Origin of the sequence: Paenibacillus sp. (assembly GCF_035645235.1) — a bacterium.
In the GTDB taxonomy this organism is placed as follows: Bacteria; Bacillota; Bacilli; order Paenibacillales; family YIM-B00363; genus Paenibacillus_AE.
The window spans coordinates 1-13,240 of the sequence record NZ_DASQMZ010000086.1; the positions used below are offsets into that span (position 1 = coordinate 1).

Annotated in this window: 10 protein-coding genes; 2 read left to right on the plus strand and 8 right to left on the minus strand. The window is 63.8% G+C overall.

Annotation, left to right across the window (positions count from 1 at the left end; all coding sequences use genetic code 11):
• Positions 1–166: 166 nt before the first annotated feature.
• The 3 genes from VEZ38_RS08065 to VEZ38_RS08075 form a co-directional block, all read right to left on the minus strand.
• Positions 167–2,200, minus strand: a complete 2,034-nt coding sequence (locus tag VEZ38_RS08065) for a hypothetical protein (RefSeq protein WP_324892838.1) — start codon at positions 2,198–2,200, stop codon at positions 167–169.
• 389 nt (positions 2,201–2,589) lie between these two features.
• Positions 2,590–2,865, minus strand: coding sequence for a YqkE family protein (locus tag VEZ38_RS08070; protein WP_324892839.1), 276 nt, complete (start codon positions 2,863–2,865; stop codon positions 2,590–2,592).
• A 7-nt stretch (positions 2,866–2,872) separates the two neighbouring features.
• The gene (locus VEZ38_RS08075; protein WP_324892840.1) at positions 2,873–3,745 is read right to left on the minus strand and encodes an SDR family oxidoreductase; all 873 of its coding nucleotides are present in this window, start codon (positions 3,743–3,745) and stop codon (positions 2,873–2,875) included.
• 179 nt (positions 3,746–3,924) lie between these two features.
• Between VEZ38_RS08075 and VEZ38_RS08080 the strand changes: the two genes are divergently transcribed.
• Entirely contained in the window at positions 3,925–6,108 is a 2,184-nt protein-coding gene (locus VEZ38_RS08080; RefSeq protein WP_324892841.1) for an EAL domain-containing protein, read from the plus strand.
• Positions 6,109–6,147: 39 nt separating this feature from the next.
• Here the strand turns inward: VEZ38_RS08080 and ilvN are convergent, their stop codons facing one another.
• The gene (ilvN, locus tag VEZ38_RS08085; RefSeq protein ID WP_324892842.1) at positions 6,148–6,618 is read right to left on the minus strand and encodes an acetolactate synthase small subunit; all 471 of its coding nucleotides are present in this window, start codon (positions 6,616–6,618) and stop codon (positions 6,148–6,150) included.
• Positions 6,618–8,333 (minus strand): biosynthetic-type acetolactate synthase large subunit, encoded by a 1,716-nt coding sequence (ilvB, locus tag VEZ38_RS08090; protein WP_324892843.1) that lies wholly within the window; start codon positions 8,331–8,333, stop codon positions 6,618–6,620. The genes ilvN and ilvB overlap by 1 nt, the downstream gene beginning before the upstream one ends.
• A 128-nt stretch (positions 8,334–8,461) precedes the next feature.
• Here ilvB and VEZ38_RS08095 point away from each other — a divergent pair, with 128 nt between their 5' ends.
• On the plus strand, positions 8,462–10,447 hold the full coding sequence (locus VEZ38_RS08095; protein ID WP_324892844.1) for a LuxR family transcriptional regulator: 1,986 nt from the start codon (positions 8,462–8,464) through the stop codon (positions 10,445–10,447).
• On the opposite strand, the gene VEZ38_RS08100 is transcribed toward VEZ38_RS08095, so the two are convergent.
• The 3 genes from VEZ38_RS08100 to VEZ38_RS08110 form a co-directional block, all read right to left on the minus strand.
• Positions 10,444–10,923 (minus strand): hypothetical protein, encoded by a 480-nt coding sequence (locus VEZ38_RS08100; protein ID WP_324892845.1) that lies wholly within the window; start codon positions 10,921–10,923, stop codon positions 10,444–10,446. The two genes, VEZ38_RS08095 and VEZ38_RS08100, sit on opposite strands and share 4 nt — an antisense overlap.
• Positions 10,924–11,009: 86 nt before the next feature.
• Positions 11,010–11,837, minus strand: a complete 828-nt coding sequence (locus VEZ38_RS08105; RefSeq protein WP_324892846.1) for an AraC family transcriptional regulator — start codon at positions 11,835–11,837, stop codon at positions 11,010–11,012.
• Positions 11,838–11,867: 30 nt separating this feature from the next.
• Positions 11,868–13,217 carry a polysaccharide deacetylase gene (locus VEZ38_RS08110; RefSeq protein WP_324892847.1) on the minus strand — a complete coding sequence of 450 codons (1,350 nt, stop codon included), beginning with the start codon at positions 13,215–13,217 and terminating at the stop codon, positions 11,868–11,870.
• Between the last annotated feature and the right edge of the window lie 23 nt (positions 13,218–13,240).

Genomic DNA, 13,240 nt, shown 5'->3' on the forward strand with positions numbered 1-13,240 from the left:
AATGGCTTGCTTCTTCAACTCAAAGCTATACGATTCAAACTTCTGTCCCTTTTTTGCCATAACGAGAAGCACCCCCTATAGTATTCATCGGTTTTAAACACAGGGTGTTTATCCAATGTCCACTATAAGGGGTGCACTTCAAACGCGAGGGGCTTTTCGGCTGCCATTATACAGGCGTATAGGTAAATGTAATTCCTTCGATGCTCTTGTAAGGCGTCTGCTTCCCTTTGTACTCCGCATAAAAATGGAGATTTACGGTTTTGCCGGCCCATGTCGTATCCGTTGCGTACCATACGAAATTCAACCCGCCATCGAGATACACGAGCTGCTTCTCGAAAATTCCGTCTCCTTCTACGACGACGTATACGTTCGTTCCGTTCGGCGCGTAATCCAGCCCTCCGTATATGTAATTATACAAAGGGAGTTCCGTGCCTTCGAAGTCCGTCTCCGGCGTGGACAGCAGCTCGAATTCGAACTCGTGCACGTCGCTGTATTCCTCGCCGGCCCCGTAGACCGCTTTAACGACCGACGGCTCTTCCAAGAAAATCGGCGCGGCGAACGTGTGTCTTGCAACATTGACCGGATCGGACGGATCGCTGCCGTCGATCGTGTAAAAGATGTCGTTGCCGCTCGGAGCGAAGAGGAGGATGCCTTCATCCTCCGTCACGACGCCGTCGGCCGGCCATACTGCAAGTTCGTCCGACTCGATCCAGACGGTCGCCGACGCCGGGTGCCCGTATTCCTTCCCGTCGTACGGATACGCCTCTACGGTGATAAAGCTGCCTTCATGCTCCGGCAACACCGTCAACGCGGCGCCGCCGCCGATCCGCTTCTTATTGCCTTGCGGGTCCGTCGCATACCACGCGAACTTCGGCGCGCCGAGCGCGTCGCCGTCGGCGTCCGCGGCCGAGAGGCTTGCCGTCAACACGCCTCCGACGGCGGCCGTTCCGCCGATCGACGCTTCCGTGCCGACGGGCTCCGTATTCGCTCCGACGAACAGCTCGTCGACGAACCAGCCCCGGAAGCCGTTGTACTGCGCGTCGCCGGTCGAGAAATCCAGTTCGATCCGAACGTCGGCGCCCGCGAACGTGCCGAGCGGGAATTCGTAACGCACCCACTTCGCGGGGGCGTCCGCGCCGCCGGAGGTGTAAGGCTTATAGTCCGGCAAGGTATGGTCGTATTCCTCCGGGTTGAGCACGAACTCCTCTACGTAGTCGTCGTTGTATACCCGAACGGTCATGACGTCGAAACTGTCCGGCGCGTCGCTCTCGATCTCCCACCAGCTCCAGAAGCTAAGAGAAGCATGCGCGGACGCCGGAACCGATACGACCGGCGAAACGATGGACCCCTGGTGCGAAGAAATGGACATTCCACCGTTCAACCACGGCGAACCGCTCACCTGATTCATGTAGTTGCCTTGCCCGTAGACGCTGTTCGTGACGGTCGCGCTGCCGTACCAAAGGCTGGTATCGCCGAACGGCGATACCGGCAGCTTGCCTTCGCTGCCGTCCCCGGCCGGCAATTGCACGTAACGCCCTACCGCCTCGTTTTTCAAATCCGTCGCGGCATAATAAACATTCCATAAGCCGCTCCCCGTCTCATCGCTCCACAGCAACTCGTCGAGGTCATTCGCGGTAGGAGCGGCCTGCCCGGTGGGCTCCAGCTTGCGAAGCACCGCGGCCATATCCGCCGCTTTCTCCGCCGGCGTGTTCGATAGTCCGTCCTGGTTAAAATCCCAGCCGGTCGTACCTCCGATCCCCATAGCGATTTTCGCGACGTCGCGTATGTCGAACGAGACGTACGACTTTACAACGATCGGAGGAAGCGTCACGCTCTCGCCCAAGTCGGGCAAGCGAAGGGTGAGCAGATGCACCTCGCCCGCGGTCAATCCGTGAAGCTGCGCGGCGACCCGCACGCCTCCGAGGCCGAATCCTTCCCAGAGCACTTCGTCGCCTTCCGCGATCTGCACCTTCTCGCCGCTGGGCGCGGTGAAGACGACCAAAACGTCGGAAGCCGTCGTCACTACGGAACCCGCGGGGTAGATGACTTCCGCGTTCTCGGAAAGCGTCATCGCCGAGAAGAACGATCTCTCTTCTTCCGCTTCCGCCGCTTCCCCGCGCGTCGAGGCGTGCGCGGCGGCGAACGGCGCAAGCGCCAGCGCGGCCGCCAAGAAGCCGGCTATCGTTTTCTGTATTCTCATCCCTTCCACTCCTATGATAATCCCTAAATAATAACTGACTTTTGTATTATATCATGCGAAACATTGACAATATATGGTCTATTTTTCGCGTCCTAAGCATTACCTGGGCGAAGCCTTATGACAGAAAAATACAGGCTATTTTTCCCCTTGTCACCGTATGCAAGCGCATTCTTACCAATCTACATTTATTTCATGGCGTTGACCGCTCCTTTCGGCTGAATAACTGCATTTCCTGCAAATAGAGCGCTTTCTTGCCTCCGGCAGGGCGACGCTCTAGTCGCCGATCATCGTCAGACGTTCCGACGCCGGAATTCTCTCTTGCGCCGGCGGCACAGAAAGAAAGCCGCCCGGATCGAATCCGGGCGGCTTCTCGCCGCGTCGTTACGCGGCTATTTGAACTTCTTCCAATCCATCCCGCTCTGCTCGAGCAAATACCCGAAGTCGTTGTCGAGCCGCTTCTGCTCTTCCTTCCGGCGCTCCTCCGCTTCGGCCTTCTGCCGCTCCCGCTCCGCCGCTTCGTGCGCGCGCAGCGCCTCGGCCTGCACCTTCAGCTTCGCGAGCACGTCGGCGCCGACCATGTCCTTCAGCGTCGGCGCCTTCGATTCCGCCGGCGGCCCCGCGGCGGGCCGGACCGGTTCCGAGCCGCGCTTCGCTCGTTTCCCCATGACTGCATCACCCGTTAACGATCATACCACCGTTCACGTGCAAAATCTGCCCCGTCATGTACGACGAGTCGTCGCAAGCGAGAAACACGTAGCTCGGCGCAAGCTCCTCCGGCTGCCCGGCGCGCTGCATCGGCGTCGTCGCGCCGAATTTCGACACCTGCTCTTCATTGAACGTCGAAGGGATGAGCGGCGTCCAAATCGGTCCCGGCGCGACGCCGTTCACGCGAATGCCCTTGCCGACGAGCTGCTGCGACAGCGAGCGGGTGAACGTAACGATCGCGCCCTTCGTCGCGGAATAATCCAGCAGCTGCTCGTTGCCTTCGTACGCCGTCACGGACGCAGTGTTCACGATCGCCGAGCCGGACTTCAGATGCTTCATCGCCGCCTTCGTCAAATAGAACATCGAGAAAATATTCGTGCGGAACGTTCGCTCCAGCTGTTCCGCCGTAATGTCCTCGATGCGCTTGCGCGGATGCTGCTCCGCCGCGTTGTTCACGAGGATGTCGAGCCCCCCGAGCTCCCGCACGGTTCGCTCGACGGCGTCCCCGCAGAACGCTTCGTCGCCGATATCGCCCTCGATCAGCAGGCATCGCCGCCCCTCCTGCTCGACTTGCCGCTTCGTCTCCTCCGCGTCCGTCCGCTCGTTCAAATACACGATCGCGACGTCCGCGCCTTCCTTCGCGTACGTCACGGCGACCGCTCGGCCGATGCCGCTGTCGCCGCCCGTAATGAGCGCGGTTTTGCCGGTCAGCTTGCCGGCTGCCTTATAGGTCCGATCCTCGAAGACCGGCCTCGGGTTCATCTGCCGCTCGATCCCGGGTTGGGTCGATTGATGCTGCGGCGGGAACGTCTCTTTCGGCGCTTGCGTCGTCGTCGCCATCTCGTCGCCTTCCTTTCTCTTCGGTTTCTTGGCTGCGTGCAGCGCCTTTAGTATGAACCCGATGCCGCGGCGTTATTTAGCGGGTTCGGTCGCGCGATTTTCCGTTTACACTTGTAATCGCATACCGTTATAATCCTAGTACGAACGAACGATCAGACATCTACGAGGAAGTGATCCCCATGAGGCGATCGAATCGGAATTTAATCAGCCTTCACGAGGAATCGTATTACGCAACGTTGTTTCGATATAATCTGGACGCCGTCTTCGTGCTGGACGCCGGCGGCCTCATCCTCGACGCCAACCCGGCCGGGGAGACGCTGAGCGGAATCGCGAGGCTCCGGCTCCTTGGGCGCTGCTTCCTGACGTTCTTCGGGGCGGCGCATGCCGATGCGGTGCGGGACGGCTTCGAAGCCGTATCGAGCCGCGCGCGAGCGCAGACGCTCGAGGTTTGCCTGACGAGAGAAGACGGGACGCCGGCCGAACTGTCGGTCACGATCGTTCCGCTTCCCGCGAACGGGGCCGCTTCCGGCGCGATCGCCATCGCCAAGGATATGACGTCCCGCAATAAGGCGCTCCGTCTCGTCGACGGGCACGCCCTCGCGCTCGAGATGATCGCGAAGTCGCTGCCGCTCGACGACATATTGCGCCATATTATCCTCTTGATCGAGGAGCAATCCGGCGCGCTGTGCTCCGTGCTGCTGAGGGATCCGGAGCGGAACTCCCTCTACTTGAAGGCGGCGCCGAGCTTGCCTGACGCATACAACGCATTGATGACCGATATTCCCATCGGGCCGGACTGCGGCTCGTGCGGCACGGCGGCGTACCTGAAGACGCCCGTCATCGCCGCGGACATCGCGACGGATCCCCGCTGGCGTGACATTCGCTCGATTCCCGAGCCGTTCGGCCTTCGGGCGTGCTGGTCGGTGCCGATTCTGCAGGAGGGCGAAGCGATCGGCACGTTCGCGATGTATTACCGGGAATGCCGCGCGCCGGGAGAGGACGACCTGCAGCTCATCGAACGCGCCCGCTCTCTCGCGGGACTCGCGATCGAGCGCAAGCGGCAAGACGAGACGATCCGTCACATGGCGTTCCATGACGCGCTGACCGGCCTCGCGAACCGCCGGTGCCTCGAGGAGGCGCTCCAGCGGGCGATCGACCGGGCGGGGCGCGCGGAAGGGGCCGTCTCGGTGCTCTTCCTCGATCTCGACCGCTTCAAGCTCGTGAACGATTCCCTCGGGCATCGGATCGGCGACGAGCTGCTCCGGCAAGTCGGCGCGCGGCTCGTCGAGGCCGCCGGGGAACGCGGGCTGGTCGCCCGGCAGGGCGGCGACGAATTCGTGCTGCTGCTGGACGAGGCGTCGGAGACGCAGGCGCGGACGGTCGCGGAGCGCATCGTCGCCGCGTTCGAGGCGCCGTTCGTGGTGCAGCGGCATGAGCTGTTCGTGACGACGAGCGTCGGCGTGAGCGTATTCCCGGAGCACGGACGAGATGCGCAGACGCTGCTGAAGCACGCGGACCACGCGATGTATCAAGCGAAGCAAAGCGGCCGCAACGGCTACCGGTTGTTTCGGCAAGAGCTTCAAACGAAGGCGGACCGCCGGCTGCAGATCGAAAATCATCTTCGGCGGGCGCCGGAGCGGCTCGAGCTCGAGCTGCACTACCAGCCGCAAATCGACATCCGGACCGGGCGGCCGATCGGCGCGGAGGCGCTGCTCCGCTGGCGGCACGCCAGCTGGGGGCTCGTGCCGCCGATGGAGTTCATCCCCATCGCGGAGGAGACCGGCCTCATTCTCGGCATCGGCGATTGGGTGCTCCGCGAAGCGTGCCGGCAGGCGGCGGCGTGGGCCGCCGAGGAGCTTCCCCCGGTGACGGTATCGGTCAATATTTCCGCCAGGCAGCTGCAGCATCCCGACTTCGTGTCCGCGGTTCATTCGGCGCTGCGCGCGTCCGGACTGCCGGCCGAACGGCTCGAGCTCGAGCTGACGGAGAGCCTGACGATGGACCGCGCCTTGTCGTCGGACGTCATCCGCAGGCTGCAGCGAATCGGCGTCGGCATCGCGATCGACGATTTCGGCACAGGGTACAGCTCCTTGCATTACTTGAAGCACCTGTCCGTCAATCGGCTGAAGATCGATCAGTCGTTCATTCGGGACGTGCTCGAGGACCAAAACGACAAGGATATCGTCAAGGCGATTATCACGATGTCCCACAGCCTCGGCATCCGCGTCGTCGCCGAGGGGGTCGAACGAGCGGAACAGACCGCATTCCTCGAGCGGCACGGCTGCGACGAAGCGCAAGGCTTCTTGTTCGCCCGGCCGCTGCCCGCGGACGACGTCGCCGCGTTCTTGCGCGGGTTTCGATGAAATTCGGGGACGGGCGTTGGGAGTAAGGTCGGCGTCTTCTTATAACGGAACGGCGACCTCTCCCGCGCTCGCGACCTGCAGCACCATGTCCGAAACCAAGGCGACGAACGCCCGATTTTGCGAGCTCGTCGCCACGAGCTGAAGGACGACGATATCGTCGCGTACGCTAAGGACCGTGCAAGGGAACGCCTGCGTCCATTGCCGCAGCCGCTCGGCTCTTTCCTCGCCCGGGCTCATCCGGAGCCGAACGAGCATGCATTGGCGCGCGATCGCCGGCTCCTCCAACGCATCGACCTCGTACACGTCGATCAGCTTTCGAATTTGGTGCACCGCCTGCGGCACGCTTCCCCCAGGCGCCTCGGTGACGATCGTCATCCGGGCGCAGCCCTCACGCTCGCAAGGACCTACCGCGATGCTCTCAATGTTATACCCTCTTCTCGAAAATAACCCGGCCACCCGTTGCAGCACGCCCGGCTGATCCGCCGTAAGCAAAGATAACGTCGCGCGCATTACGCCTCGCCCCCTAAGATCATCTCGTGCAAGGCGTTCCCTTGCGGCACCATCGGGTAGACGAGCTCGTCCCGGGCGACGACGAAGTCGACGAGCGCCGGCCCGTCGGTTTCGAGCGCCGCCTTCCACGCCCGTTCCGCCTCCTTCGGAGTTTCCGCGCGAAAGCCTCGAACGCCGTACGCTTCCGCCAGCTTGACGAAATCCGGACTGCCCGAGAGATCGATCTGGCTGTACCGTTCCTCGTGGATGAGCTTTTGCCATTGGCGAATCATTCCCAGCGTTCCGTTGTTGATCACCGCGATCTTGACGGGAATCCGATGAATCGCGCATACCGCCAGCTCCTGCGCGCACATCTGCATGCCGCCGTCTCCGTTAATCGAAACGACGACCCGGTCCGGGCGGCCGAGCTGCGCGCCGATCGCCGACGGAAAGCCGAACCCCATCGTGCCTAAACCTCCCGACGTAAGAAACGTGCGCGGCTCGAGAAAACGATAATATTGCGCGACCCACATTTGATGCTGGCCCACGTCGGTCGTCACGATCGCGTTGCCGCCGGTCAGCCGGTCGATCGTGCGGATGACGGTCTGCGGCTTCAGCTCCGTCTCGCTGTCCCGGTAGGCGAGCGGGAATGCGCGCTTGCGCTCCTGCAAGGTTCGAACCCACGCGTCCCGGCGAGGCGAGGGTTTCATGCGCCCTTGCAGCCAATTCAGCGCTTCGCGGGCGTCCGCCGCAACCGGATACGCGGTCGGCACCAGCTTACCGAGTTCCGCCGCATCGATATCGATATGCGCGATATCGGCGCCGGGCGCGAACGCCTCGAGCTTCATCGTGACCCGATCGTCGAACCGGGCGCCCACGGACACGAGAAGATCGCATTCCTGCAGCGCCGTGTTCGCCGTATACGCGCCGTGCATGCCCGGCATGCCGAGCCATAGCGGGTGATCTCCCGGGAAGCCGCCTAAGCCGAGCAGCGTCGTCGTTACCGGCACGTTCGCCCGCTCCGCGAAGCCGACGAGCGCTGCGCTCGCCTCCGCGGCGACGACGCCCCCGCCCGCCAAGACGACCGGGCGGGACGATTCGTCGAGCCGGCGCGCCAGGCGCTCCAGCTGCGCGGCCGCGGCGGGGGCGAGGCGAGCCGGCTCCGGGGGCGCCTCGTCCGGATACGTAAAATCGGCCACCGCCGCCGTCACGTCCTTCGGAATGTCGACCAACACCGGCCCCTTGCGTCCCGAGGCGGCGATCCGAAACGCGTCCCGCAGCACGCGCGGCACGTCTTCCGCCCTTCTGACATAGAAATTATGCTTCGTAATCGGCATCGTGATGCCGACGATGTCGGCCTCCTGGAACGCATCGGTCCCCGTAAACTCGCTCGCGACATTGCCCGTGATGACGACCATCGGGACAGAATCCATAAAAGCGGTCGCGATGCCCGTCACGAGATTCGTCGCTCCCGGGCCGGACGTCGCGATGCATACGCCCGTCTTCCCGGTCGCCCTCGCGTACCCGTCCGCCGCGTGAATCGCTCCTTGCTCGTGCCGCGTCAACAGATGGCGGAAGCGCTCGTTGCCGTGCATGGCGTCATACATATACAAGACGGCGCCGCCCGGGTAACCGAACACGCACTCGACGCCTTCGAGCAGCAACGTCCGCAGCAGCATCTCGGCGCCGCTCAATCGCGCCGGCTTCCTCCATCGTTCCCTTTCCGTATCGTCCATCGTTCCATCCTCCATTTTCGCTTCGGTTCGAGCTTCATGGTATCAGGACCGCTTCGAGCGGAAACTACTCTTTCGGCTACCTTGGTAGTATACTAGTAGATAAATTTTTCGATTGGGGAGAGGAACGGATGGGCCACAGCGAAAACGCGCCCTCGGGCGCGGCGCGGGCGCGGCGCCTTGGCGATCGGTTGGAGGCTTGGCATACGCGGCTGTTCGTCGGCCGCTCCTTCGAGCTGTCGTTCTTCGACGCGCTGCTCGACCGGACGGCGTCGCGCCAGGAGCGGATCGTCCACGCGTTCGGCAGCAGCGGCATCGGAAAGAGCGCCTTGCTCGATCGGTGGCGGGCGCTCGCCGAGGGCCGCGGCCGCCCCGTCGTCTCCGTCGACCTGCGCGGCGCTAGCCGTCAGTCCGGGGAGGCGGAAACGGCGATTCGCCGCGCGTGCGAGGCGGCCGGCGGCGGCGCGTTCGTCCTGTTCCTCGATCATTGCGACGATCTCGGCACGGCCGATCAATGGCTTCGCGAGCGCTTCCTGCCCGCCCTCGACGCGGACGTCTTGGTCGCGATGGCGAGCCGCCGGCCGCTGCAAGGACCGTGGGCGAACGCGGCTTGGCGGTCGCTCCTTGTGCCGGTGGGGCTGGAGGCGTTGACCTATGGAGAGGTGAGGGAATACGCCCGGCGTCTCGGCCTCTCGGAGCAAGCCGCCGACGAGCTGTGGGTTCGTTCCATGGGGCATCCGCTCGCCCTGACGCTGTGCGCCGCCTCGATCGGCGGCCCCGGCATTCGAAGGCAGGACCGCCCCGAGGAGTGGGCCGCGCTGATCCGGCATTGGATCGAGGAAGCGCCGGAGGAGGAGTCTGTCGAATTGTTATCGGCCGCTTCGATCGCGCAACGGTTCGACCAGGAGGGTCTCTGCGCGATTTTGGAGGAGGACGTGTCCGACGCCCGCTTCGACCGGCTGACGCAGCTTTCTCTGCTGCGCCGGGCGGCGGACGGCTGGGGCTTGCACGACCCGGTTCGAGCCGCGTTCCGCAGCTCCCTCCGCGCCCGCAAGCCGGCGCAGTACGAGCGCTACCGCGACCGCTGGCTCGCGCATACGTTCGACCGGCTGGAACGGCATCGACGCCGCCAGGGACGTTCCGTCGCGCCGCTCGTCGGCGAATTGCTCCAATACGCCGCAAGCCCCGTGCTTCGCGCACATTACCGCCAATCGGGGTTTCCCTCCAGTTACTTGGAGACGGTCAGCGAGCGGACGCTCCCGGAAGCCGTCGAATACATCCACCGACGCAGGAACGAAGCGCGGCCGGTACGGATCCGCTGCGCCGACCCGGACACCGGGGAGCTGTTCCGGTACGATCTCACCGCGCCTCAAAGCCTGCTTCGCCTGCACGGCATCGACCCCGCTTCGCTGTACGCGCTGGACCCGAGGTCGCTTCGGCTCGTACGGGATGCGGAGGGCGCCGTGGCGGGACTCGCGGCCGCGGTACCGCTCCATGCCGGAACCGTGCCCTACTTGGCCGAACGGGGCGTAAGCCGCGCCTTCTTCGCCGCATGGCCCGCCGAACGGCTGCGTCAGCTGCTTACGCCCGCGGACGCACCCGCCGGTTGGTACGTGCTGTCGGTCGATATGATCGATTTGGAACGCGAAGAGCGCCGGTCCGACATCGTGCATCTGATGCTCGACTATATCCTGTCCGGCGGACTGACGATCGCCTCGCCGCCGCCGCTCCCGCATTACGAGCACATTCATCTTGCGATGGGTTTCGAACGGGTGCCCGGCGCGGAGCATACCGAATACGACGGCGAGACGCCGACGCCCACGTACGCGATCGACACCGGCGGCGAGCGGTTCATGCGCTGGCTTCGCGGCTTGACGGCGCCTATGAGCGCCCCCGGGAGGGGGACGGCCGCGTTCGGCGCGCCGGATCGATTCGGATTTACCCCAAGGGAAAAGGAGGTCGCCTCGCGCCTCGTCGACGGCGCGACGAATTCGCAAATCGCGGCGCAGCTGTTCGTCAGCGAGGCGGCCGTGAAGAAGCATATCCAATCGATGCTGGGCAAAGCGGGCGTCCGGAACCGGACGCAGCTCGTCACCCGCCTATTGGAGCCGGATTAAGCCGTACCGTCGCCGGCCGCGCGGCGGCGGAGGACGCTGCCCAGCCCGACGCCGATCAAGAGCCCCGCGCCGGCGAACAGCATCGGCAGCCACACGGGACCGAGCAGCGCGCCGAATATCCGGAGGGTCGGCGAATACATTAAGCCGACGGTGCCCGCGAAGGCGCAGCCGACGAACGGCAGCGTGGCGTACCCGCTCGTTCCGCCGCCGGCGTCCTTATAAGCGTCCCAAATCGAGAACATGTATACGCATGGGTAGAACATAAGCCATTGGTAGTTCGTGTGCGCGATGGCGGCATGGATATCGCCTTGAAAGCTGGACATGATGGCAAGGTTCAGCCTTGCGCCGAGGTTAATAAGAAATTCCAGACCGATCAGGACGACCGCTTTCACGTATTTCCCGTTTAAAAATTGCCCGAAACCTGGCAGGGCGATGCTCCAGAGCAGCGCTTCGAGGGGGGAGGCGTTTTTTCTCATGCGTACCGTCCTAACTTGTTTCGCGCGCGCCCGATGATCGAGGAGCGTCGCAGGGGATAGCTTATATTTTGTAAATAAGTGTTAATTTATTCGCCGCGTTCTTCCTCGTACGCGCCGCTGTGTTTTCTTCGATACTGCTGCGGGGATACGCCGAATTGTTTCTTAAACACACGATAGAAATACGTATAACTCGGGAAGCCCGACGTCTCCGCGATCACCTCGAGCGGCGTCCGCGTAAACAGCATCCGCTCCTGCGCGACCTTCAGCCGCACCTCCAGCGCGTACTGAATCATACTTTTCCCGAAAAACTGCTTATATAAATGCACGGCCCGCGAAACGCTGACGCTGCAATGCGCCGCGACGTCCTTGAGCTGAAACAGCGTCGTGGCGCGCTCCTCGATGAAGCTCTTCATCCGGTACGCCAAGAACGCGCTGCCCTGCATCGGGCGCTGCTCCTCGCAGTGCCGGTCGACCGTCAGGCAAAGCACCCGCATGAGGGCATCGAGGATGTCCGGCGACTCCGGCGAGCGGCGGCGATGCTCGGCGATGAGCTGGCGCCAGAGCGGAATCATGCCTTCGTCGAGCGGGATGCGCAGCTTCGTCGGCCTCTGCTTCTTCGCCCACCACGCGTCGACCCAGGGGCCGCGGAAGAACGCGAAATAATCCCCGCTGGCCACCGCTCGCTCTCCGCCGCGATCCTCCTCGTCCACATGAAGCTCGTAGGGCATCGTCGGCGAGAAAATCAACAGGTCGCCCGGCTCCACGGGCGCCAGCTTGCCGTCGATTCGCGTTCGGCTTCGCCCTTCGGTTTGCAAGCGGAGCAAATAATGCGCCTGCAGCCCGTCTTTCGCGATCGTATGGAACGGCTTCGTGTGATAGGAATACGAAGCGGCTAATATTTCAATGTCCGGCATGCGCAACGCGACCCTCCGTTATTCGATGATTCAATCGGCTTGCAGCGCCGAGGCGAGCTCGGCGGCCGGCGCGTAGAGACGTTCGTCCCGCAGCTCGAGCTCGAACGTAGCCGGCGCGCGGCGGCCGGCGGCATCCACGATCCAGCCGGATCCGGCGCGCACGCTCCAGTAGAACGTCTTCTGCCCGAGCGTGACGGCCGCGGTTTCGCCTTCCGCGTCCCAAGCGACGGCCGCTCCCGCGCGCTCGGCCCAAGCCCGCAGCGGCTCCCGGTCGTCGTCGGTCCGCGCGGGCGGAACCGGTTCGGCCGGCGGCGCTTCCGCGGACAACACCGTCACCGTCGGACTCGGCTCGACGAGCGCCAGCAGCCGCTCGTGCTTCTCCGCGTCCATCGAGCGCGCCCACTTCACCTTCCCGACGTGGAAGGCGATCGGCTTTACCTCCTCCGTGAGCGCCGCGAAGCGGTACCCTTCGCCAAGAAAGTATTCGATAATTTCCGGAAGCGCCTTCACGCTTTCCTCGTGTCCCGCCCCGTCGTGGAGCAGCACGTTCATCTCATGCTGCAGCTTCGCCCGCTTCACGTTCGCGACGATTTCGGACGCCGGTACGCCGCGGCGCTTCGAATCACCGGAGTCGACGTTCCAATCGTGCACGACGTAGCCGGCCGCCTCCAAATAGTAGAAATAGAAAGCGTCGAAATTTCTCGCCGTGCCGCCCGGCGCCCGAAGCAGCGATACGCGTTCGCCCGTGATGCGCTCGAGCGCTTCGCCGGTGCGTTCCGCTTGCTCGAAGAACGTCTCGAAGCTGCCGTACAGCTCGTCGTATTTATGGTTATAGGTATGGTTGCCTAACGCGTGGCCCTCGCGGACGATGCGGCGAATCGTCTCCTCCTGCTCTTCCGCAAGCTCGCCGAGCACGAAGAACGTCGCCGGCACGCCGTATTCCCGCAGCACGTCCAGCACCTTCGGCGTCCACTTGGACGGACCGTCGTCGAACGTGAGATAGACGGTCGGCTGCTCCGGCGTAACGTATCGGTCGTCCTGCGGAAGCATGCCGTCGGTCGGATCGCCGGCCGAAAGCCGCGCGAACAGCTCGCGGGGATCGATCGCCGGCCGCGGGGCGGGTTCCGCTTCCGGTTCCGGTTCCGGCGCAGCCGCCGCAGACACCGCTTCCGGCGTCGGCGATGCCTCCTCGACCGCCGCGCCCAGCGAAATCGCCGCGCGTTCCTCCCGGACCGCCGGGGCCGGCTGCCCCGACGCGATCGGCCGCTCGCGTTCCGGAGCGGCCTGCACGTCCGCCTCCTCCGCCGTGCTCGGCCACAGCAGCAATAACATAGACGCCAGCGTCAACCCCGCGACTCTCTTGGACCAGGAACCTACCATTCCGGACACCCTCCCGCATCGAT